Origin of the sequence: Acidovorax sp. Root70 (assembly GCF_001428225.1) — a bacterium.
GTDB lineage: Bacteria > Pseudomonadota > Gammaproteobacteria > Burkholderiales > Burkholderiaceae_C > Acidovorax.
Genome location: NZ_LMHQ01000003.1, coordinates 1 through 21,189 on the forward strand (window position 1 = coordinate 1; position 21,189 = coordinate 21,189).

Sequence of the window (21,189 nt, forward strand, 5' to 3'; positions counted from 1 at the left end):
GCTTTGGGCCCTGAGCCGACGGTGACCATCGTCTCCCAAGAGCCGTCACTGATTTGAAATCGCTTGATTGATGCCGAAAATCGGCCCTTGGCTCTACCGGGCCATGCCAATGACGACGCTATAGTTTGTTGTGCAGACGCTTGTCGGGAAATGCTGAGTTTTACTCACAGGTTGTTTGCGCGCTGCTTTACGGTATGCCTCACACTCATAAGCTCGGAGCGACCTCTGTCCCTCACTTCAGCCTCACTTGAAGCCGTCTTCGTGAAGCTTCGTCCGGTCTGGTATCCACAATTGGACGCTGCGGGCGAGGACATTCCCCTTCGCGACGTGAACCAACGCAATGTCTCCTTGGAAACGCCGCTTATTGTTGCTGCCCAGCACTTGCTGCCGATGGACATTCAGACACTGGTTGAGAACGGTGCCGAACTAGACGCTAGGAGCGGCTCCGAGCAGCATCACGCGGCGTTGCACGTCGCGAGGTTAATGCGCCGCTTTGACAATGCAGCGAAGCTAATTGAGTTGGGAGCAGACGTGACACTCAAGGATGGCATCGGCAAGACACCCTTGGATTACGGAAACCACGTCAAACATGAAGATTAAGGTGAGTGAGACAAAACGTGCCGGTCTCTTTCACGCTGAGCGACCGCTTTACCAGAGCGTCTAGGGCCGCTCCTGGCCGNCGTCAAACATGAAGATTAAGGTGAGTGAGACAAAACGTGCCGGTCTCTTTCACGCTGAGCGACCGCTTTACCAGAGCGTCTAGGGCCGCTCCTGGCCGATAGTGCGCATTGGGTGCATTGCTTGGTTGAGAACTATCGCTGCGTAGAGGCTAGAACACGGAGCATTAGATTTCCCGCTCCACCAACCCATCTACCGCCCCCGCACCCCTCGCACCCTCCGCGCCCCCCCGGCCACCTGACAAGCCCTCCGATACGCCCGCAGCGTCACCTCCGCCCGCTGCATCACCGTATCCTCCACGGTGGCCGCGCCTCCGGCCAGTTCATCCGCCTGAGCCTGCAGCAATTCCGCCGGGCTCATGCCCGATGCCTCGCCCGTCAGCAGCGCAATGCCTTCGCTCACATGCCCCATGGTGTAGACATGAAACAGACCGCGCTCCACAGCGTCCAGCACGCTGCGGTCCAGCATCAGGTGGCGCTGGTTGCGGGCGGGGATCAGCACGCCGTGGGTGCCGTCCAGCCCCGCCGTCGCGCACGCGCGGAACCAGCCTTCGATCTTTTCGTTGATGCCGCCCACGGGCAGCACTTCGCCGTGCTGGTTCAGTGCGCCGGTCACGGCGATGCCCTGGCGCAGGGGCAGGCCTGACAGGCTGGACAGCAGCGCATACAGCTCGGCGCACGAGGCTGAGTCGCCTTCCACGCCGCTGTATTCCTGCTCGAACACGATGGAGGCGTTGAGTGCCAGCGGCGCCACGTGGCTGAACAGGGCGGTGAGGTAGCTGTGCAGGATGAGCACGCCTTTGTCGTGGATGGGGCCGGACATATCGACCTCGCGCTCGATGTTGAGCAAGCCCTCTTGCCCGGCAAAGGTGCGCGCGGTGATGCGGACGGGGAAGCCGAAGCGGTAATCGCCCAGGTCGATCTGCGTCATGGCGTTGATCTGGCCGGTGATGGAGCCCTGCAGCGTGATCAGGCGCTCGCCTTCGGTGATGGATTCGTGCAGTTCTTCTTCAGGCTGGTTGTGGCGCAGGGTGCGGGCGGCCAGGGCGGCTTGCACGTCGGCGGCCTGCACCAGGGTGCCTGCGCGGGCCTGGCACAGGGCGGCGCTTTCGATGGCGAGTGCTTCGGTGTGGGCAAAGCGCGCGCTTTGGCGGCCTTGGTCGTCGGCCTCGCGGTGTGATTGCTCCAGCAGCAGGGCCACGGCGTCGGCGGCAAAGTGGGGCAGGCCGCGCTTTTTGCAGACTTGCGCGACCAGGATGGCCGAGGACTGGTGGGTGCCGGGGGTGGCGATGAACCGGTCTGAAAAGTCCACCTTCACACGAAAGCGGCGTGCGGCGTCGGGGTCGGCCTCTTGCAGGGCGTAGTACTCCTCCACCGATCCGATCAGCACGATCTTCACATCCACGTCCACCGGCTCGGGCTGCAGTGCCACGGCGCCGCCGGGCGCATGGGCGGGGCCGCCGCCACCGCTGCCGTCCTCGATCTGCAGGCGCCCGCAGCGCAGAAAGCGGCGCAGGCGCGGCCACAGGCCTTCTTCGGCGGCCAGGTCGTGCAGGTGCAGCAGGATGAAGCCGCCATGCGCTTTGAGCAGGCTGCCCGCATGGATGCTGGCGTGGTCGGCCTGCACGGTGTCGGCGTCTGCGCCGTGTTCGATGCTGCCGAACAGGGTGCGGGCCGTGGGGTTGTCTTCGACCACCACCGGGGCACTGGTGCGGCCGTGGTTGTCCACCACGACGTTCACCTGGCAGCGGGCCAGCAGGTCGTCCAGCGCGTCCTTGCGGTCGTCTTCGGCGTCCTGGCCTTGTTCAGCGTCGCCGGGCTCGAAGAGGTCGATGTGGTTCAGCACCGTGCGCTCCACCTGGTCCAGCCACTGCGTGAGCTTGACGGCGTCCTTGATCTGCTTGCGCAGGCCCTGGCGGATGTCGTGCAGCGCGTGCTCCACCAGGGGCTTGATGGTCTGGAGGCGCAGGGCGGCCAGGGCGTCGTCCCGCGCGCGCTCCAGCGGGCGGGTGGTTTCCAAAAACTTGGCGATCTCGACCCGCAGCTCCTGCTCGGCGGCGTCGATCTCGGCCCGGCGTTCGCGGGGCAGGGCGCGGGCTTCGGCCTCGGTCAGGGGCTGGCCCTTGGGGCCAGTGAGGGTGAACACCATGTGCCCGGCCTCGCGGCTCAGGCGGAACTGGCGTGCCTCGGCAAACGCGTCCAGCACCGCAAAGGCATCGCTCTCCTGCGTTTGCCAGGTCTTTTCGATGCGCTCGGCCTCGGCCTTGAAGTCGGGGCTGGTCAGGCGCTTTGGGATGTCGGCCTGCAGGCTGCGCGCCATGTCGGCCATGCCCTGGCGCAGCTGGCGGCCCTCGCCGGCGGGCAGGCGCAGCGCGCGAGGGTGGTCGGGCTGGTCAAAGTGGTGCAGGTAGCACAGGTCGGGGGGCACGGAGCGCTCTGCGGCCGCTGCCTGCATGGCCTGGCGCAGCAGCGACGCGCGCCCGCTGCCTACCTCGCCCAACACAAACAGGTGGTAGTCGGGCTGTTGCAGGCCCAGGCCAAACTGCGCGGCGGCCTGTGCGCGCTCTTGCCCGATCCAGGGCAGTGGCAGGTCTTGCAGCTCGGTGGTGCTGGCAAAGCCCAGCGATTCGGGGGCAATGGTCAGGCGCAACTGTTGGGGGGCAAGGGCGGTAGCGGGCATTGATGTGGGTGTGGGTGGGGGCGGTGCGGAGGGCTTGGCAGGCAGCCGTGCAACACCTGGCGACCAAAATATGAGCCAAAACGGGCAGATGTGCTAGTGCAATATGCCCTGATTGCTATCAATAGTGTAGTGAATGGGCCGGACCTGGGCACCGGCCCGGCGCCATCAGTGCGCCACCGGGCATACCCCGGCAGGGGCGCCGCCGGCCACTGCGTGGCTGCGTGCATCGGCCAGTGCCGCCGCAGTGGGGGCTTCGGTAGGCCAGCCCGCCAGGTGCTGCTGGGCCACGCGGCTCAGCGCGGTGATCCAGTGGTGGTTGTCGTTCATGCAGGGGATGTAGTGGAACTCCTTGCCACCCGCTTGCAAGAACGCTTCGCGCACTTCCATGTTGATTTCTTCCAGTGTCTCCAGGCAGTCGCTGGTGAAGCCGGGGCACACCACGTCTACGCGCTGCGTGCCGGCCTGGCCCAGTGCCTCGATGGTGGGCTGGGTGTAGGGCTCCAGCCACTTGGCCTTGCCAAAGCGCGACTGGAAGGTGATGCGGTAGCGGTCCTCGCGCAGGCCCAGGCGCTCGGCCAGCAGGCGGCCGGTTTTGCGGGCCTCGCAGTGGTAGGGGTCGCCCAGGTGCAGGGTGCGCTCGGGCACGCCATGAAAGCTCATCACCAGCTGATCGGGCTGGCCGTGGTGCTTCCAGTGCGTTTCGATGGTGCGGGCCAGGGCGTCGATGTAGCCGGGGGCGTCGTGGTAGTGGTTGACGAAGCGCAGCTCGGGCACGTTGCGCGTGCGCGCGGCCCAGGTGTAGACGGCGTCAAACACGCTGGCCGTGGTGGTGGCGGAGTACTGCGGGTACAGGGGCAGGATGAGGATGCGCGTGGCGCCCTCGGCTTTGAGCGCGTCGAGTTGGCTGGCGATGGACGGGTTGCCGTAGCGCATGGCGTGGCGCACCAGCACCGCGTGGCCCGCCTCGCCCAGCCAGCCGCGCAGCAGTGTGGCCTGCTTGGCCGTCCAGTGCGCCAGGGGAGAGCCCTCGGGTGTCCAGATGCTGGCGTATTTGGCGGCCGACTTGGCCGGGCGGGTGCGCAGGATGATGCCGTGCAGGATGGGCATCCACAGCAGCTTGGGGATCTCCACCACGCGGTGGTCACCCAGAAACTGCGCCAGATACCGGCGCACGGCCGGGGCCGTGGGTTCGTCGGGCGTGCCCAGGTTGCACAGCAGCACGGCAGTGCGGTCGGCCTGGCCGTGGGTGAAAGGGGGTTCGGGGTGGAAGGAGGGCATGCGGCATTTTCACCCACGCGCCGAGCCAGTGCGGGCTGGGAGCCTTTTTACCGCCTCGCAAACCACCGCCAGCGAGATCAGCGCGGGCATAGCGTCTTCAGGTGTTTTCAGCCTCTTTTTGGGGTGCATCGGGTATTCCCTGATGTGGTTATGAAACCGGTTTCATAAACTGGCGCCACTTTGGAATAACGACTGTCCACCGTGAATTACCAGTTCCAGTTCGATGCCGTGTTTGCCGCGTGGCCCTTGCTGCTCAAGGGCACCTGGATCACCGTGCAGCTGTCGCTCACCGCCACTTTGCTGGGGCTGGTGGTGGCCATCTTTTGCGCCTGGGGCAAGACCGGTGGGCCGGGCTGGCTGCGGTTCTTGATCAATGCGTACATCGAGGTCATCCGCAACACGCCGTTTCTGGTGCAGCTGTTTTTCTTCTTCTTTGCGCTGCCATCCATCGGCCTGCGCTGGTCGCCCTACACGGCGGCGCTCACGGCCATGGTGGTCAACCTGGGGGCCTATGCGGCCGAGATCGTGCGGGCGGGCATCGAGTCCATCCCCAAGGGGCAGATCGAGGCGGGCAAGGCGCTCAACCTCAAGCCGTGGGAGATCTTCCGGTTTGTGATCCTCAAGCCCGCGCTCAAGGCCATCTACCCGGCGCTTACCAGCCAGTTCATCTTGCTGATGCTCAGCTCGGCCGTGGTGTCGGTGATCTCGGCGGACGACTTGACCTCGGTGGCGGCCAACCTGCAGTCGCAGACCTTCCGCAGCTTCGAGATCTACATCGTGGTGACGGCCATTTACCTGGCGCTGGCGCTGAGTTTCTCGGCGCTGTTCAAGCTGATTTATCAGCGCGTCCTTAACTACCCAGACCGCCGATAAGGAGACCGACCATGCGTACCTTCGGACTCTCCGAATTCCTTTTCATCGTGCAGGCCGCGCAGTGGACGCTGGCGCTGTCGGCCATTGCCTTCGTCGGCGGTGCGCTGCTGGGCCTGGTGGTGGCGCTGTCGCGCACCTCAGAGAACGCTGCGGCACGCAACGCGGCGCGCGTGTTCATCCAGGTGTTTCAGGGCACGCCGCTGTTGCTGCAGCTGTTCCTCATCTTCTTTGGCGCGCCGGTACTGGGGTTTGACATCAACCCCTGGGTGGCGGCGGGTGTGGCGCTGGTGCTCAACAGCGCGGCCTTTCTGGCCGAGATCTGGCGCGGCTGTATCGAGGCAGTGCCACGCGGCCAGTGGGAGGCTGCGCAGGCCCTGAACCTCAAGTACGTGGCCCGCATGCGGTTTGTGGTGCTGCCCCAGGCTTTCAAGATTGCACTGCCGCCCACGGTGGGCTACATGGTGCAGATCATTAAGGGCACATCGCTGGCCGCCATCATTGGCTTTACCGAGATCACGCGGGCGGGGCAGATCATCAACAACGCCACCTTTCAGCCGCTGCATGTGTTCACCACCGTGGCCGCGCTGTACTTCGTGATCTGCTGGCCGCTGTCGCTGCTGGCCGCACGCATGGAGCGCAAGCGCGCCCGTGCTCTGGCGCGCTGACCCACGCGCCGCAACCTTCTTCTTTTTTCTGTTCTCGTTCACACCAACCACCAGGAGACATGCGATGACTTTTTCTTTGCAACGCCGCACCGCCACCGCCGCTTTGGCAGCCTTGGGCCTGGGCGCCGCCCTCACGGCGTTTGCGCCGCTGGCCTCGGCACAGTCCGTGGCAGACATCAAGAAGAAGGGTGAGATCACCATCGGCATGCTGGTGGACTTTCCGCCCTACGGCACCACCAACGCGCAAAACCAGCCCGACGGCTACGACGCCGACGTGGCCAAGCTGCTGGCCAAGGACCTGGGCGTGAAGGCCAACATCGTGCCCGTCACCGGCCCCAATCGCATCCCGTTTTTGCTGACCAACAAGGTTGATGTGCTGGTGGCCTCGCTGGCCATCACGCCCGAGCGTGCCAAGCAGGTGCAGTTCTCGCAGCCCTATGCGGCCGCGACCATCGTGCTGTACGGCAAGACCGGTGCCAACATCAAGAGCGCTGCCGACCTGAAAACTGTGCGCGTGGGCGTGGCCCGTGCCAGCACCCAAGACGTGGCCGTGACCAAGGCCGCCCCTGAGGGCACCGAAATCCGCCGCTTTGACGACGACGCATCGGCCATGCAGGCGCTGATCTCGGGCCAGGTCGATGCGATTGGCTGCTCGGTCACCGTGGCGGCGCAGATCGCCAAGCGCGTGCCCGCCAACACGTTCGAGAACAAGTTCAACCTGCTGCAGCAAGCCATGGGCATTGCCCTGCGCCCCGGCCAGGATGAGCTGACCAAGGCCGTGAACGACTTTGTGGCACGCAACACCGCCAATGGCGAGCTGAACAAGCTGTACCAGAAGTGGCTGGGCGCTGACCTGCCCAAGCTGCAGTAAGCCTGCCTGAACGATAAGGAGCCATTGATGAGCGACGCAGTCACGACCGCCCCCGGCACGCCGCCGATCATCCGCATGGAAGGGGTCAACAAGTGGTACGACAGCTTCCAGGTGCTCACCGACATCAACCTGTCGGTGCGGCCCGGCGAGCGCATCGTGATCTGCGGGCCATCGGGCTCGGGCAAGTCCACGCTGATTCGCTGCATCAACCGGCTGGAAACGGTACAAAAAGGCCGCATCGAGGTCGATGGCATTGACCTGACCGCCGGCGGCAAGAACGTGGACGCCGTGCGCGCCGAAGTGGGCATGGTGTTCCAACAGTTCAACCTGTTCCCGCACCTGACCATTCTGGAAAACTGCACGCTGGCCCCCATGCGTTCGCGCGGCATGAGCAAGGCCCAGGCCGAAGAAGTGGCCATGAAGTACCTGACCCGCGTGCGCATCCCCGAGCAGGCGCACAAGCACCCCAGCCAGCTCTCGGGCGGGCAGCAGCAGCGCGTGGCCATTGCGCGTGCGCTGTGCATGGCGCCCAAGGTGATGCTGTTTGACGAGCCCACCTCGGCGCTCGACCCCGAGATGGTCAAGGAAGTGCTGGACACCATGATCAGCCTGGCCGAAGACGGCATGACCATGCTGTGCGTGACGCACGAAATGGGCTTTGCGCGCAGCGTGGCCGACCGCGTGATTTTCATGGCCGACGGAAAGATCCTGGAGCAGGCGCCGCCGCAGCAGTTCTTTGGCCAGCCGCAGCACGACAAGACGCGGCAGTTCCTGGGCCAGATCCTGAGTTCCCACCACGCACATTGAGACCTGGCAGGTCGTGCGGTTGATGGCCTCTGCCCCGTGGGGGCGGAGCCTGAAAGAAACACATGAAGGTATTGATTTCCCTGTCCTCCTTCGGCGCGGCCGAAACCGGTCGCCACGGCCAGCAGTGGTGCACCGACCTGGCCCAGCAAGCCGGCGCGGACGGCGTGGAGGTGCGTGGCGAACTGCTGCGCGACGCAGCCACCGAGCTGCCCGCGCTGGCGGGCCGGGCGGCGGTGTACTCCAGCCCCGAAGGCCTGTGGACCGTGCAGGGCGAGCTGGATGAAGCAGCCCTGGCGCGCGGCGTGCAGGCTGCCCAGGTGCTGCGCGCGCCGCGCCTGAAGATGTCGATTGGCGGCTTTAGCCCTTCGTCGCATGCCTCGTTGCAACGCCTCAAGGCCCTGCTGCAGGCCGCCCCGCAGGTGGAGCTGGTGATCGAAAACGACCAGACCACCACCGCCGGCACGCTGGCCGCCATGCAGACCTTTTTTGCGGTCCAGGCACAGGCCGGGCTTGATTTGGGCATGACCTTTGACATGGGCAACTGGCACTGGCAGGGCGAATGCCCGCTGCAGGCCGCGCAGGCCCTGGCACCCCATGTGCGCTATGTGCACTGCAAGGGCGTGCAGCGCCTGCCCGCCAAGTGGGTGGCGGTTCCGCTGGCCGATTCGGTAGCGCCATGGCGCGCCGTGTTGCGAGCCTTGCCTGCCGATGTGCCGCATGCCATTGAATACCCGCTGGTGGGCGACGACCTGGTGACCGTCACGCGCGAGCAGGTGGCCTTCATTCGCGCGGCACGGGAGGCTGCATGACCGCCCCGGCTTTTGACGTTGCACTGTTTGGCGAGGCCATGCTGCTGCTGGTGGCCAACGAGCCCGGCCCGCTGGAGAACGCCACCGGCTTTCACAAGCGCACGGCCGGGGCCGAGACCAATGTGGCCATTGGCCTGGCGCGCCTGGGCCTGAAGGTGGGCTGGGCCAGCCGCCTGGGCACCGACTCCATGGGCCGCGCGCTGCTGGCCGCCATGCAGGGGGAGGGCATTGATTGCTCGCACGTGGTGTGCGATGCCACGCAGCGCACGGGTTTCCAGTTCAAAGAGCGCGTGATGGATGGCCGCGACCCGCAGGTGGAGTACCACCGCAAGGGCTCTGCCGCCAGCCAGATGGGGCCCGCCGATGTGGACGAGCCCTGGCTGCGGTCCGCGCGCCACCTGCATGCCACGGGCGTGTTTGCCGCCATCTCCGACACCAGCCTGCAGGCCGCCATCCGCACGCTGGAAGTGATGCGCGCCGCAGGCCGCACCATCTCGTTCGACCCCAACCTGCGCCCCACGCTGTGGTCGTCGCCCGAGACCATGCGCCACTGGATCAACACCCTGGCGACCTATGCCGACTGGGTGCTGCCAGGCATGGAAGAGGGTGTGTTTTTGACCGGCGAAACCACCCCTGAGGGTGTGGCGCGCTTTTACCGTGAGCGAGGCGCCAAGCTGGTGGTCGTCAAGCTTGGCCCCGAGGGCGCTTACTACGACAGCGATGTGGCCGGCACCGGCCGCGTGCCTGGCGTGCCCGTGGCCCAGGTGGTGGACACCGTGGGCGCGGGCGACGGCTTTGCCGTGGGCGTGATCAGCGCGCTGCTGGAAGGCCTGACCGTGCCCGCTGCCGTGCGCCGTGGCGCCTGGATTGGTGCCCGCGCCGTGCAGGTGCTGGGCGACACCGAGGGGCTGCCCACCCGCGCACAACTGCAGGAGGCGGGCCTGTGAGCCTGACGCTACCTTCAACAGACAGCATCACAAGCCCAGCGCGCAAGCAGGTGCTGGTGTTTCGCGAGCTGCCGCCCGACCAGCTGGCGCGTCTGACCGCCGTGCACGACGTGACGGTGGCCGACCCGCGCAAGCCCGATGAACGTGCGCGATTCGATGCCGCCCTAGCGCAGGCGCACGGGCTCATCGGCTCCAGCTTTCCCATCGATGCCGCCGTGCTGGCGCGTGCGCCCCGGCTGCAGGTGGTGTCCAGCATCTCGGTGGGCGTGGACAACTACGCGCTGGACGTACTGCAGGCGCGCGGCATCATGCTGTGCCACACCCCCGGAGTGCTGGACGAAACCGTGGCCGACACGGTTTTCGCCCTGCTTCTGGCCACCAGCCGCAGGCTGGTGGAGCTGTCGCAGCTGGTGCGCGAGGGCCGGTGGACCAAGAATATTGGAGAAGACCTGTTTGGCAGCGATGCGCATGGCAAGACGCTGGGCCTGCTCGGATTTGGCCGCATTGGCCAGGCCGTGGCGCGCCGCGCCGCACTGGGGTTTGGCATGCCCGTGATGTACCACGCCCGCCGCCCGGTGGACCTGGCGGCCCAGGCCCCTGAGCTGCAGCGCAAGGCCATCCACACGCCGCTGCCCGCGCTGCTGGCGCAATCGGACTTTGTGGTGGCCATGCTGCCCTTGTCGGACAGCACGCGGGGCATGGTCAATGCCGAACTGTTTGCGGCCATGAAGCCCGGCGCCATCTTCATCAACGGCGGTCGGGGTGCCACCGTGGTGGAGCAAGACCTGCTGCACGCGCTGGACCATGGCCCGCTGCGCGCGGCGGGGCTCGATGTATTTGCCACCGAGCCGCTGCCGCTGGCGTCGCCCCTGCGCACCCACCCGCGCGTGACGCCGCTGCCACACATCGGCTCGGCCACGCACGACACGCGCCATGCCATGGCCGCGCTGGCCACCGCCAACCTGCTGCAGGCTCTGGCTGGCGAGCGGCCCGCCGCCGTGTACAACCCCGTACCCGCATGAGCCCTCCGATACCCGCGCCCTCCGCCACGCCCCGCGCCCGCCCCACCATTGCCGATGTGGCGGCCGAGGCCGGTGTGTCCAAGGCCACGGTGTCGCGCTACTTCAACCACCGTGAACGCCTGCTCAGCCCCGACATTGCGGCGCGGGTCGAGGCGGCCATCGCCAAGCTGGCCTATGTGCCCAGCCCCATGGCCCAGGCGCTGAGCCATGGCCGCTCGCGGCTCATTGGCCTGGTGGTGGCCGACATCACCAACCCCTATTCGGTGGCCGTGTTGCGGGGCGCCGAGAAGGCCTGCCAGGACGCGGGCTACTTGGTCATGCTGTTCAACCTGGGCAACGACCGCGAACGCGAGCGCGCGGCCATCGATGCTCTGGCCAGCTACCAGGTGGACGGTTTCATTCTCAACACGCTGGGGCAGGGTGAAGGACAGGCGGATGTGAACACCTTGCACGGCAAGCCCGCAGTGCTGGTGGACCGGCGCCACGCCGGGCTGGCGGCAGACTTCGTCTCGCTGGACAACCATGGGGCCATGCGTGAAGCCTGTGCCCACCTGCAGCAGCAAGGCTGGCAGCGCCTGCTCTACATCACCCAACCCTTGTTGGGCGTGAGTTCCCGCGTCGAGCGCACGGAGGCCTTCAGTACGCTGATGTCGTCCAAGGGCTCGGCAGTGCGCGGCACGGTGCTGGAGCTGGCCGCGGAGCAGGGCGACGAGCTGCTGCACCAGGCCCTCACCGATCTGCTGCGACAGGCCCGGCCCGGTGAGCGCTGCGCGGTGGTGGCGGGCAACTCGGTGGTCACGCTGCGGGTGGCTGCGGCCGTCTCGCGCATGGGGTGGGCGTTTGGACAACAGTTGGGCTTTGTGGGCTTTGATGACCCTGAATGGGCGTCGCTGATCCGGCCCGGCCTGAGCGCTGTGGCCCAGCCCACCGATGCCATCGGACAACGTGCGGCGCAGTGCTTGCTGGAGCGTATCAACGGCCTGGAAGGCCCTGCACGCGAGAGCCTGCTGCCCGGGCTGCTGGTGGTGCGCGGATCTTCGTTGGGGCCTGCGGGCGCGCCAGACCCGGGTTGAATGCACTGCATTCCGCAAAGGCCTGCGGTATGCTTTGCGGCCCTCGTCCTGGTACATCGCCGGGGCCTCTTTTTTCGCCTCCATCCTTCAGGTGCGCCCTGTGCCAAATCCCTCTCTGGACACCTCCCGCATCCGCGCCATCTCCATCGACCTGGACGACACGCTCTGGCCCATCTGGCCCACCATCACGCGGGCCGAAAGTGTGCTGCTGGACTGGCTGACCCACCACGCGCCCGCCACGGCGGCATTGTTCTCGGACACCGAGGCGCTGCGCGCCATCCGCAACCAGATGGTGAGCCTGCGCCCCGACCTGAAGGGCGACCTGAGCGCGCTGCGGCGCGAGTCCATCCGGCTGGCGCTGACGCAGGCCGGTGATGAGCCCGCGCTGGCCGAACCGGCGTTTGATTTGTTCTTTGCCGAGCGCCAGCGGGTGGAGCTGTTTGACGACGCGCACGAAACGCTGGCCTTTTTGTCGGCGCGCTACCCGGTGGTGGCTGTGTCCAATGGCAATGCCGATGTGCACCGCATCGGCATCGGCCATTACTTTCGCCACAGCATCAGCGCCTCGGACTTTGGCATCGCCAAGCCCGATGTGCGCATCTTCCACGCTGCTGCCAGCGCGGCCGACGTGCTGCCCCACGAGGTGCTGCACGTGGGCGACGACGCCACGCTGGACGCCCAAGGCGCGCTGAATGCGGGCATGCAGGCGGTGTGGATCAATAGCGCCAACCACCCCTGGCCCCACGGCGGTGTGCAGCCCCATGCCACCGTGGGCAGCCTTACCGCACTGTGCCAACTGCTGTCCTGACCGGCGGCACCGGCCTGGTTTCTTGCCTCAGGTCAAGGTTTTGGCGCGCGGCGGTTGATGCCGCTGCCCGATGAAGTCACACTCACGCGTCGCCGAGCGACCCCCACACCATGCCCCGTAATCCCCCAGTTTTGCCTTCCATCCGCAGCATCGGCCTGATGCAGCCCATGACTTGGCTGGTGCTGGCCTGGCGCGACATGGCGCGGGCGGGCTGGATCAGTTTTGCCCATGGCCTGGCGCTCACGCTGTTCGGGGCTGCCATCTTGGCTGTGGGGCACCATCGCTTTTGGCTGCTGGCGGGCGCGCTGTCGGGTTTTCTGGTGGTGGCGCCGGTGCTGGCCACCAGCCTGTATGCACTGAGCCGCGCACTGGAGCGTGGTGAGGCCGCCAACCTGGGCGTGGTGCTCAAGACCTGGCTGAACTGGCAGAACAGCCATGTGAACAAATGGGGCAGCGACTACTGGTGCATGCTGCAGTTTGGCGCGCTGCTGGCTCTGGCCGCCTCGGGCTGGGTCATGACCTCGGCGGCGCTCATCACGCTGCTGGCGCCCGTGCCCATTGAGACGCCTCTAGATTTTCTGCGCCATGTGGTCATGGCGCGTGACGGCTGGTTGTTTGAAATCTGGCTGGCGCTGGGCAGCCTGATGGCCGCGCCCATTTTTGCGTCCAGCGTGGTGGCCATGCCGTTGCTGCTGGACCGCCGCGCCACCCTGCTGCAAGCGGTATTGACGGGTTGGCAGGCAGTCATCACCAACCCGCTGCCGATGGCGTTCTGGGCGGCGATCATCCTGGGCTTTACCTTGCTGGGCCTGGGCTCGCTGCTGCTGGGCCTGATCGCCGTGATGCCCATGCTGGGCCATGCCAGCTGGCATGCGTACCGTGATCTGGTGGACGCGTCCAGCCTGCCCGAGCGCGGCTTGGTGGCACCGGCTGCTCCCGTGCGGACGCCTGGAGGGGCATCGTGATTTTTGGCTTTACCGAGGCGCAGATCTCGGGCTTCTTCCTCACCTACGGGGTGGGTGCATTCATTGCCTACATGCTGTTCATCATCGGGCAGCTGGCGTGGGAGTCCAAAGCCGGGCGGTTTGGCACCTTTGTGCTGTTCCTGGGGCTGGGCGTGGGGTTTCTGGGGTTCCTGGCCAAGGTGGTGATCCAGTGGTGGCTGGAGCGGTGACCGCGCAACGGTGATGGCCCCCGCAGCGATGCGCCGGGGACGAGGGCCGACCCGGCGCACTGATCTTGCGACCTCCGTACTCAACCATCACGCTCGCTCTGTTCTGGCGACGTGATCAAGGGGTATTGGACGGGTGGAGCAATCAGCCAGAGCATCTGCTGCCGGTGTTGCTTGGCTTGTGGTTACGTCGGCCCCTCCGCAGGGTGTGGCAAATCCCCCTCGCCCTCGTCGTTCTACTCATTCATTGCTTTCCGTTGTGTTTTGTTTCATGTAGAAACTAATTGCAACGTTAGGAGATGATTGTGATGATTCGTAACTCGTTGATTCTCGTCATCATGGGCTTGGTGGCCGAGGCGTCTCAGGCCTTGTCCCTGGGAGCCCCTCAGGGCAAGGTATGGCTGGGGCAGCCCATCGACCTGAGCTTTGAAGTCCAGCTGGACCCGGGAATGGCGGTGGACGACCTGTGTCCGCAAGTGCGGCTGGTATCGGGCGATATGGCGGTGCCGGCAGGACGTGTGCAGGTGAGCGTGCGGCCGGGCGAACAGGAGCGCAACCCCGTGCTGCGGGTACAGTCCTCCCATTTGGCAGACGAACCCGTGCTGACCGCTCAGGTGTCGGTCCAATGCGCTGGGCGGGTGACGCGCGAATACACCTTGTTGGCCGACCTGCCCGCCACGGTGGCGGCCGGGGCCCGGCCCGTAGCGATTCCCTGGAATGTGCCGGTTGCAGAGTTACCCCCAGCGCGGGCGGGGGCCACCAGCGCTGGCGAATCAGTGGCAGCCCCCGAGGCGGGCCCCCCGCGGCAGCGCAGGGCTTCGGTCGGTGCGCGTGCTGTGCGCAAGGTCACCACGCGACTCGCCGTGAAGCCCGCTTCAACGCCCCTTGCAAGCGGCCCCTCCAGCGAGGCTGCGGCGGTCAGCGCTGCCTCACCGGGGCCGACGGAGGCATCGCGCGCCGCGCCCGCGGCGAAGACCGAGTCTCCTCCGGCGGGCCCCACCGCGATCGCTGCGGCAGCGCCCGTGGCGCCCGCAGCAGCACCCGCTGCCCCCGGCCCGACCAAGCCCCGGCTGGTGATGGAACCGCTGGCGGCGCTGGTCACACCGCCAGCGTCTGGCGAAGCGGCGCCGTCCGAGGGTGCGGGCTCCCCGCAGGCAACGTCTTCGGCCCCTGAGGGCAACGCGCCGGACGGTGCAGGGTCCAACGCCGCGCGTATGCAGGCTCTGCAGGTGGAAGTCGACCGCATGCGCGCGCAGGCCGAGCAAGACCGCCATGCCACGCTGGCACTGCTGGCGCGGATGGAGCAGTTGAATGCAGGGCACTTCCCGGCGTCGCTGGTGTATGGCCTGCTGGTGCTGCTGGCCTTGACGGTGGGCGTAGCAGGCTGGGTGGTGATGCGCATGCGGCGCGCCATGGACGCCTCGAACGAAGAATGGCGCAATACGTTGACGGCCTATGCGGCACAGTCGTCCCTGTCCGCAGCCGGGGAGGGCGAGCCTGAACACCGCGCTGCGGCATCGCCGCCTGCCGAGGACCGGCCCACCGGCTTGACCGGTTTGCAAGGCACCGGCGCCCTGCCTGCGTAGAGGCGACTGTCGTCGCGCCCAGATCACTTGCAAGCGTGTGGGTGGGCCTAGCCCCTGGAATCCCCGCTAGGCAAGGCATCTGCGGGTGCGTCAGCTTGTGGGGCCCAGAGCCTGTGCAAGGGCGCAACCGGGCCGTGGCGATGCGGTACTCAGCGCGGCCACGACCGCAGCCCCAGCTCCTGCGCCAGGCGGCGGTAGTCGGCCAGGCTGCGCTGCACATAGTCGGCCAGCGCAGCGCCACTTAGCGCAAAAGGGTACAGGCCATGGCGGGCGCACAGGGCCGCGTAGCCCGGCGCCGCCTGGGCTTCCTGCAGAGCGGTCGTCCAGGCGTGGGCGTCGGCATCAGACACGCTGGCGGCCATGTAGAGGCCGCGAACGGTGGTCCACAGTAGCTCGATGCCCTGCTCGCGGGCCGTGGGCAGGGCGGCCAAGGCGCCGGGCAGCCGTGCGGGGGCCAGCACCGCGAGGATGCGCATCGGCAGGCCTTCGGTAGCGGCCCGGGTGGCCTCGGCGGCGTCGCCGGTAAAGATGTCGATGTGCCGGCCGCCCAGTGCCTTGAGCGCTTCGCCGCCGCCTTCAAATGACACAAAGCGCATGCGCTTGTGGTCTTGCCCCGCCGCGCGCACCAGCAGCGCAGCCTTGACCCAGTCCTGGCTGCCCAGCGTGCCGCCGGCGCCAAACACCACGCGGCCCGAATCTTTTTGCAATGCGGTGACCACGTCCTGCAAGCGCTGGTAGGGAGCATCGCGGTGCACCGCCACCACGCCGTAGTCGTTGCCCAGCGTTGCAATCCAGCGCACGGCGCTCACCGGGTGCGGGCCGAAGCGGCCCTGCGCCAGGTTGAGCAGCGAGCCGCTGGAGAATGCCACCAGCGTGCCGGGCCCTCCCAGGCGGCCCGTGGCCACCTGGTCAAACGCCACCGCGCCAATGCCGCCGGGCAGGTAGCGGGTGCGCAGCGGCGTGCGGCCAGGGCGCACGGCTTGCAGCGCCTGTGATGCCAGGCCACAGGTCAGGTCAAATCCGCCGCCGGGGCGTGAGGGCGCAATGCACTCTGCCGATTCACGGGATGCGTCGGCCGCTGCTGATAAGGGAGCCAGGCCCGCGCCCGCGCTGGCGGCGGCCGTGAGCGTCTGCAGCAGCTGGCGGCGGCTGCAAGGCGTGCTCAGCAGGCGGTCCGTGGCGGGCAAGGGCTGCGGCATGGGATGTGCAACGTTCAGTGGTTCAGCGGGCTGTGTCAGGCGCGGGGCCACCAGAGTATCGCCAGAAGCCCCGGCCCCTCGGCGCGCGCCTGCAGCCGCAGGCTGCCCCGGTGCCGCTCGGCAATCGACCGCGCAATCGCCAGCCCGAGGCCCGACCCGCCCGCCGTGGCCTGTGAACCGCGCCGGTAGCGTTGGCCCAGGGCGTCGCGCTCCTCGGCGGGCAGGCCGGGACCGTTGTCCTCCACACTGATGCTCCAGCCCAGGCTGTCACCCGCAGCCGACACGGTGACGGTGCCCTGCGCGGGGGTGTAGACGATGGCGTTGGCGGCCAAATTGGTCAGGGCCTCGCGCAGCAGGCCACTGTCGCCCACGGCCTCGATACCAGCGGCGGGCGTGTGGATGCCAAAGTCGATCTGCTTGGCGCGCGCCTGGGGCAGCAGCTCCAACGCCACCGTGCGCAGCAGCGCGGCCAGGTCGAAGGGCGTCAACTCCACCGCCGCTGTGTCGCTGCGGCCCAGCGCCAGCAGTTGCTGTGTGCTGCGCGTGGCGCGGGCGATCTCGCCCCCAATGGCCGCCAGCGTGTGCTGCACCTGCGTGCTGTCGCCCTCGCGGCGCGCGTAGTCGATCTGCATCTGCAGCGTGGTGAGGTGGGTGCGCAGCTGGTGCGAGGCGTCGTCCAGAAACTGCCGCTGCTGTGTCACCAAGTCTTGCGTGCGTGCCATCTGCTGGTTGACGGCGTCCACCAGCGGGCGGATGTCTGCGGGCAGGTCGTGGGATGCCAGCGGGGTCATGTCGTCGCCATTGCGGGCCTGCACCTCACGCGCCAGCCGCGCCAGCGGGCGCAGCGCCACGGCCAGCAGCGCCGCAGTGCCCAGCACCATCAGGGCCAGCACCAGGGCATCGCGCTGCACCGCACGGCGCACAAAGCGGTCGGTGAAGTCTTGGCGCGACCGGGTGCTTTCTGCCACCTGCACCAGCACGGTGGATTTGGGTTCTGTACGGTCCAGCGCGCGGCGGTAGGCCGCCAGCCGCACGGATTCGCCAAAGTAAGTGGCGTCATAAAAGCGTGGCACGCCGGGCTCCAGCGGGCCGGCGGGCAGCGGCAGGTCTGCATTGCCCAGCTCTACCAGCCCGTCGGACGATGCCACGCGAAAGTACACGTTGCCGCTGGCCGTGAGCTCAAAGAATTCGAGCATGCTGTACGGCAGCTCGGCCGACAGGCCGCCCGAGGCGGTGGAGATGTTGGCGTCGATGGATTTGAGCGCGCCGAGCAGCGAGCGGTCGTACGCCGCGTTGGCGGCCTCCAGCGCATCGTGCCGGGTCATCCACAGCTCCACACCCGTCACCAGAGCCAGCAGCGGCAGCAACAGCATCGCCAGCAGGCGCCACAGACTGGCGCGGCGCAGGCGTGCGGTCAGGCCCATCGGTCAGTCTGCCTCTAGCGCATAGCCCAGGCCGCGCAGCGTGGTGATGCGCACACCGCTGCCATCCAGCCGCTTGCGCAAGCGGTGCACAAACACCTCCACGGCTTCGGGGTGCACGTCGTCATCGTCGGTGAACACGCGGTCCAGGATCTGCTGCTTGGAAAACGGCTCGCCACTGCGCTGCACCAGCACGCGCAGCACGGCGTGTTCGCGCGGGGAGAGGGCCAGGGGCTCGCCGCGCAGCGTGAACTGCTTGCGGGCGCTGTCATACACCAGCGCACCACAGGCCTGGCGCTGGTGCTCGTTGCCGCGCGCGCGGCGCACCAGGGCGTGCAGGCGAGCCTCCAGCTCGGCCAGCTCAAAGGGCTTGGCCAGAAAGTCGTCGGCCCCCGCGTTGAGCGAGCGCACGCGCTCGTCCAGAGAGTCGCGCGCCGTGAGGATCAGCGCGGGCAGGCGCTGGTCGCGGTCGCGCAGGCGCTGCAGCACGGCCTGGCCGTCGAGCCCGGGCAGGCCCAGGTCCAGTACCAGAGCGTCGTAGTTGTCGTGCTGTTGCAGCGCGCGGTCGGCCAGGCGGCCATCGTTCACCCATTCGACCTGGATGCCCGCATGCTCCAGCGCACGGCTGAGCCAGGTGCCCAGGTTGTGGTCGTCTTCGGCCAGGAGGATGCGCATGGCTGGGATGCTAATGCCGTTCGCTGATATTTCTTTGCGCCCCAGGCGTTTGCGACGGGCAAGGCCCAAGCCAGAGCCACCGTGGAACTGGCTTCGCCAGGCCACTGGCGGCGTCCCCCCTCGGGGGAAGACGCGAAGCGGCTCAGGGGGTTAGTCTGGCTTCACCTTCGCGCGCAGCAGCACCTTCTTCCAGCGCTCCTGTTCGGACGCAATGAACTGCGCAAACTGCGCGGGCGTTCCGCCAATGGCCTCGGCCGCGTCCGCGTTCAGGCGCTCCAGCGAGCCGGGGGCCTTGACGGCCTTGGCAGTCTCGGCCGCCAGCTTGTCGAGGTTGGCGGGTGCCAGGTTGGCGGGGGCCAGCATGCCGTACCACTGCGTCATCTCAAAGCCCGGGAAGCCCTGTTCGGCCACGGTGGCCACGTCGGGCAGCTGGGGCAGGCGCTTGGCCGAGCCGGTGGCGATGCAGCGCACCTTGCCGGCCTTGATGAACGGCAGCAGGGCGGCGGCGCCCACGGCAGCGGCATCAAGGCGGCCCGAGAGCAGGTCGGTCATCATGGGGCCGGTGCCACGGTAGGGCACGTGCAGCATGAAGATCTCGGCGGTCATCTTGAGGTATTCAAACGCCAGGTGGCCCGCGCTGCCGTTGCCCGCCGAGCCATAGCTGAGCTTGGCCGGGTTCTTCTTGGCGTAGGCGATGAACTCCTTGAGGTTCTTGGCGGGCACGTCGGGGTGCACCACGTACAGGCTGGGCACCTTGGCCAGCAGGCTCACGGGCTTGAAGTCCTTGTTGGCGTCGTAGGGCAGCTTGTCGAAGATGAAGGGGTTGACGGCCAGCGTGCCGATGTGGCCCAGGATCAGTGTGTGCTGGTCTTCGGAGCGGGCCACTTCACCCATGGCGATGTTGCCGGCGGCGCCGGGCTTGTTGTCCACATACACGCTCTGGCCCAGCGTCTTGCCCAGCTCGGCCGCGGTGGAGCGGGCCACGATCTCCGAGCTGCCGCCCGGTGCGAACGGCACCACAAACCGCACCGACTTGGACGGCCAGGCCGCCTGGGCCGAGGCACCCGTGGGCAGCAGGCCGCCCAGGGCCAAGGCGCCACTGGCGCCCAGCAGATGGCGGCGGGTGGGGGACCAGAGGGCAGAGTGTTCGTGTGAAAGCATGGGGGTGTCTCCGTCAAAACAAAAGCAAAAGGCCAAAGACAAAAGGCCAAAGAGCGCATGCAGTATGCGTGTGGCGCCATGGTGCCCGGGCCGTGCTTTCGGAATGCTGTCAGCGGGCTTGGTAGTTACCCGGGGGTGGCCGGCTGATCCTGTCGCTGGATTTCAGCCCGCAGCCGCACGCGCCGCTACGGCAGCGCCGCTGAGCACCGCGCCTTCCAGTGTCGCCGGGTAGGGGCCGTCCACATAGTCGCCGCAGGCCATCAGCCCCGGCAGCACCTGCATGGCGGGCCGCTGCAGGCCCGGGGTGCACGCAAACGTGGCGCGCTTTTCGACCACGGTCTGCACGGGGCGCAGGCCGGGCAGGCCCAACTGCGCAGCGGCTTGCTGCAGCACCTGCTGTTCGATGAGTGTCCGGTCGCCGTCGCTGGCGCTCACCACAAACGCCAGCAAGCCCTGCTGGCCGTCAAGTTGGCCCCGGTCGAACACGAACTGTGCCGGGTGCTCGGCCGTGTTGCGCAGCGCCAGCATGGGCAGGGGCAAGCGCGCGCCGCTGGCGTGGGCGTAAACGGTGGTGATGGCCTCAAACCGCAGGGCATTGGCGGTGGCGCCCCAGCGTGCAGCAGCGGCCAAGCCTGCCGTGCTGGCAAGGCCCTCGACCAAGCGCGCGGCCTCCCACGAGGGGCAGGCCAATGTGATGTGGTCGAAGGCGTCGACTTCTTCCGCGCCGTGCGCCGCGCCCGCCAGCTGCCAGCGCCCGCTGGGCAGGGGCACGAGCCGCTGGATGCGTTGGCCGGTAACCACCTGGCCGCCTTGCTGCAGCAACCAGCGCGCTGCAGCCTCGGGGAACAGCGCGCCCAGGTCGGTGCGGGGTAGCAGCAGGTTGGAGCCACCGCGCCCGCTGAACAGGCTGTCTTGTAGCACCCGCAAAAACACCTGGCCACTGGCCTCGCGCGCGGGGGTGTTGAGTGCCGACACGCACAGCGGGTCGATGAACTCGGCCATTAGCCGGGGCGTGAGCGGGGCACACAGGTCTGCCACCGAGGTGTGAGGCGCGCAGCGAAAGCCGCGCAGCTGCCAGGCGGTGGCCGTGCGCAGCAGGGCGATCTTGTCTTGCCAGCCCCAGCCTTTGGCGCGCACGATGCCCAGCAGCGCATCGAGCGGCGGGGGCAGGTCGGGCAGTTGCAGGCCCTGGCCGTCGGGGAACTGCAGGGTCAGCGGCAGGCGCAGCAGCGCGGTGGTGGGGTCTACGCCCACCAGGCGCATCAGGCGCAGGCTCTCGGTGTAGGCGCCAATCAGGATGTGCTGGCCGTTGTCCAGCGTGGCCGCTGTGCCATCGGGCAACACACCCGGCACGGCGCGGGCGCGGCCGCCCACGGTGCGCGCGGCCTCGAACACGGTGACCTGGCGGCCGGCCTGCCGGTGGGAGATGGCCGCAGCCATGCCGGCCCAGCCAGCCCCGATGACGG

The 21,189-nt window shown here is 67.5% G+C and carries 20 protein-coding genes; 13 read left to right on the top strand and 7 right to left on the bottom strand.

All coding sequences use genetic code 11. The features are described 5' to 3' along the window. Positions 1-261: 261 nt before the first annotated feature. Positions 262-600, top strand: a complete 339-nt coding sequence (locus tag ASD94_RS02390) for a hypothetical protein (protein ID WP_146186030.1) — start codon at positions 262-264, stop codon at positions 598-600. A gap of 270 nt (positions 601-870) precedes the next feature. Here the strand turns inward: ASD94_RS02390 and ASD94_RS02395 are convergent, their stop codons facing one another. Together ASD94_RS02395 and hemH are read right to left on the bottom strand one after the other, a co-directional pair. Then, positions 871-3,357 carry a Lon protease family protein gene (locus ASD94_RS02395; RefSeq protein ID WP_056638112.1) on the bottom strand — a complete coding sequence of 829 codons (2,487 nt, stop codon included), beginning with the start codon at positions 3,355-3,357 and terminating at the stop codon, positions 871-873. Between the two features lie 165 nt (positions 3,358-3,522). Next, positions 3,523-4,635: a ferrochelatase gene (gene hemH / locus ASD94_RS02400; RefSeq protein ID WP_056638115.1), complete on the bottom strand. Its 1,113-nt coding sequence runs from the start codon at positions 4,633-4,635 to the stop codon at positions 3,523-3,525. Positions 4,636-4,836: 201 nt separating this feature from the next. On the opposite strand from hemH, the gene ASD94_RS02405 reads away from it, so the two are divergent. The 12 genes from ASD94_RS02405 to ASD94_RS02460 all read left to right on the top strand — a co-directional run bounded on the left by ASD94_RS02405 (position 4,837) and on the right by ASD94_RS02460 (position 15,267). Continuing rightward, positions 4,837-5,508: an amino acid ABC transporter permease gene (locus ASD94_RS02405; protein ID WP_015014910.1), complete on the top strand. Its 672-nt coding sequence runs from the start codon at positions 4,837-4,839 to the stop codon at positions 5,506-5,508. Between the two features lie 11 nt (positions 5,509-5,519). Continuing rightward, complete coding sequence (locus ASD94_RS02410) at positions 5,520-6,173, top strand: amino acid ABC transporter permease (protein ID WP_015014909.1); 654 nt, start codon at positions 5,520-5,522, stop codon at positions 6,171-6,173. Between the two features lie 64 nt (positions 6,174-6,237). Then, on the top strand, positions 6,238-7,044 hold the full coding sequence (locus tag ASD94_RS02415) for a transporter substrate-binding domain-containing protein (RefSeq protein WP_015014908.1): 807 nt from the start codon (positions 6,238-6,240) through the stop codon (positions 7,042-7,044). Positions 7,045-7,071: 27 nt separating this feature from the next. Continuing rightward, a complete protein-coding gene (locus ASD94_RS02420) occupies positions 7,072-7,851 on the top strand; it encodes an amino acid ABC transporter ATP-binding protein (protein ID WP_056638118.1) in 780 nt (259 codons plus the stop codon). Between the two features lie 62 nt (positions 7,852-7,913). Then, a complete protein-coding gene (locus tag ASD94_RS02425; RefSeq protein ID WP_056638122.1) occupies positions 7,914-8,660 on the top strand; it encodes a sugar phosphate isomerase/epimerase in 747 nt (248 codons plus the stop codon). Beyond that, a complete protein-coding gene (locus ASD94_RS02430) occupies positions 8,657-9,607 on the top strand; it encodes a sugar kinase (protein ID WP_056638125.1) in 951 nt (316 codons plus the stop codon). Before ASD94_RS02425 ends, ASD94_RS02430 begins: the two co-directional genes overlap by 4 nt. Then, positions 9,604-10,629, top strand: a complete 1,026-nt coding sequence (locus ASD94_RS02435) for a D-glycerate dehydrogenase (RefSeq protein WP_235510553.1) — start codon at positions 9,604-9,606, stop codon at positions 10,627-10,629. The genes ASD94_RS02430 and ASD94_RS02435 overlap by 4 nt, the downstream gene beginning before the upstream one ends. Beyond that, a complete protein-coding gene (locus ASD94_RS02440; RefSeq protein ID WP_056638128.1) occupies positions 10,626-11,702 on the top strand; it encodes a LacI family DNA-binding transcriptional regulator in 1,077 nt (358 codons plus the stop codon). Before ASD94_RS02435 ends, ASD94_RS02440 begins: the two co-directional genes overlap by 4 nt. Before the next feature lie 100 nt (positions 11,703-11,802). Beyond that, positions 11,803-12,510, top strand: a complete 708-nt coding sequence (locus tag ASD94_RS02445) for an HAD family hydrolase (RefSeq protein ID WP_156391321.1) — start codon at positions 11,803-11,805, stop codon at positions 12,508-12,510. Between the two features lie 110 nt (positions 12,511-12,620). After that, the gene (locus tag ASD94_RS02450) at positions 12,621-13,475 is read left to right on the top strand and encodes a DUF2189 domain-containing protein (RefSeq protein WP_056638131.1); all 855 of its coding nucleotides are present in this window, start codon (positions 12,621-12,623) and stop codon (positions 13,473-13,475) included. Next, positions 13,472-13,684: a DUF2788 domain-containing protein gene (locus ASD94_RS02455; protein WP_056064510.1), complete on the top strand. Its 213-nt coding sequence runs from the start codon at positions 13,472-13,474 to the stop codon at positions 13,682-13,684. Before ASD94_RS02450 ends, ASD94_RS02455 begins: the two co-directional genes overlap by 4 nt. 305 nt (positions 13,685-13,989) lie before the next feature. Beyond that, entirely contained in the window at positions 13,990-15,267 is a 1,278-nt protein-coding gene (locus ASD94_RS02460) for a hypothetical protein (protein WP_156391322.1), read from the top strand. 149 nt (positions 15,268-15,416) lie between these two features. Here the strand turns inward: ASD94_RS02460 and ASD94_RS02465 are convergent, their stop codons facing one another. The 5 genes from ASD94_RS02465 to hpnE all read right to left on the bottom strand — a co-directional run bounded on the left by ASD94_RS02465 (position 15,417) and on the right by hpnE (position 21,163). Continuing rightward, positions 15,417-16,466, bottom strand: a complete 1,050-nt coding sequence (locus ASD94_RS02465; RefSeq protein WP_056638442.1) for a tripartite tricarboxylate transporter substrate-binding protein — start codon at positions 16,464-16,466, stop codon at positions 15,417-15,419. 35 nt (positions 16,467-16,501) lie between these two features. Continuing rightward, a complete protein-coding gene (locus ASD94_RS02470; RefSeq protein WP_056638137.1) occupies positions 16,502-17,890 on the bottom strand; it encodes a sensor histidine kinase in 1,389 nt (462 codons plus the stop codon). A gap of 3 nt (positions 17,891-17,893) precedes the next feature. Beyond that, positions 17,894-18,562, bottom strand: a complete 669-nt coding sequence (locus ASD94_RS02475) for a response regulator (RefSeq protein ID WP_015014896.1) — start codon at positions 18,560-18,562, stop codon at positions 17,894-17,896. Between the two features lie 150 nt (positions 18,563-18,712). Further along, complete coding sequence (locus ASD94_RS02480) at positions 18,713-19,723, bottom strand: tripartite tricarboxylate transporter substrate binding protein (RefSeq protein WP_056638139.1); 1,011 nt, start codon at positions 19,721-19,723, stop codon at positions 18,713-18,715. 162 nt (positions 19,724-19,885) lie between these two features. Next, complete coding sequence (gene hpnE / locus ASD94_RS02485; RefSeq protein ID WP_056638444.1) at positions 19,886-21,163, bottom strand: hydroxysqualene dehydroxylase HpnE; 1,278 nt, start codon at positions 21,161-21,163, stop codon at positions 19,886-19,888. Between the last annotated feature and the right edge of the window lie 26 nt (positions 21,164-21,189).

Bases quoted from the DNA above. Each gene is read 5' to 3' on its own strand.
- ASD94_RS02460 (WP_156391322.1), top strand. From the start codon at position 13,990: ATGATTCGTAACTCGTTGATTCTCGTCATCATGGGCTTGGTGGCCGAG.
- ASD94_RS02465 (WP_056638442.1), bottom strand. From the start codon at position 16,466: ATGCCGCAGCCCTTGCCCGCCACGGACCGCCTGCTGAGCACGCCTTGC.
- ASD94_RS02470 (WP_056638137.1), bottom strand. From the start codon at position 17,890: ATGGGCCTGACCGCACGCCTGCGCCGCGCCAGTCTGTGGCGCCTGCTG.
- ASD94_RS02415 (WP_015014908.1), top strand. From the start codon at position 6,238: ATGACTTTTTCTTTGCAACGCCGCACCGCCACCGCCGCTTTGGCAGCC.
- ASD94_RS02430 (WP_056638125.1), top strand. From the start codon at position 8,657: ATGACCGCCCCGGCTTTTGACGTTGCACTGTTTGGCGAGGCCATGCTG.
- ASD94_RS02395 (WP_056638112.1), bottom strand. From the start codon at position 3,357: ATGCCCGCTACCGCCCTTGCCCCCCAACAGTTGCGCCTGACCATTGCC.
- ASD94_RS02480 (WP_056638139.1), bottom strand. From the start codon at position 19,723: ATGCTTTCACACGAACACTCTGCCCTCTGGTCCCCCACCCGCCGCCAT.
- ASD94_RS02440 (WP_056638128.1), top strand. From the start codon at position 10,626: ATGAGCCCTCCGATACCCGCGCCCTCCGCCACGCCCCGCGCCCGCCCC.
- ASD94_RS02420 (WP_056638118.1), top strand. From the start codon at position 7,072: ATGAGCGACGCAGTCACGACCGCCCCCGGCACGCCGCCGATCATCCGC.
- hpnE (WP_056638444.1), bottom strand. From the start codon at position 21,163: ATGGCTGCGGCCATCTCCCACCGGCAGGCCGGCCGCCAGGTCACCGTG.
- ASD94_RS02450 (WP_056638131.1), top strand. From the start codon at position 12,621: ATGCCCCGTAATCCCCCAGTTTTGCCTTCCATCCGCAGCATCGGCCTG.
- ASD94_RS02425 (WP_056638122.1), top strand. From the start codon at position 7,914: ATGAAGGTATTGATTTCCCTGTCCTCCTTCGGCGCGGCCGAAACCGGT.
- ASD94_RS02410 (WP_015014909.1), top strand. From the start codon at position 5,520: ATGCGTACCTTCGGACTCTCCGAATTCCTTTTCATCGTGCAGGCCGCG.
- hemH (WP_056638115.1), bottom strand. From the start codon at position 4,635: ATGCCCTCCTTCCACCCCGAACCCCCTTTCACCCACGGCCAGGCCGAC.
- ASD94_RS02475 (WP_015014896.1), bottom strand. From the start codon at position 18,562: ATGCGCATCCTCCTGGCCGAAGACGACCACAACCTGGGCACCTGGCTC.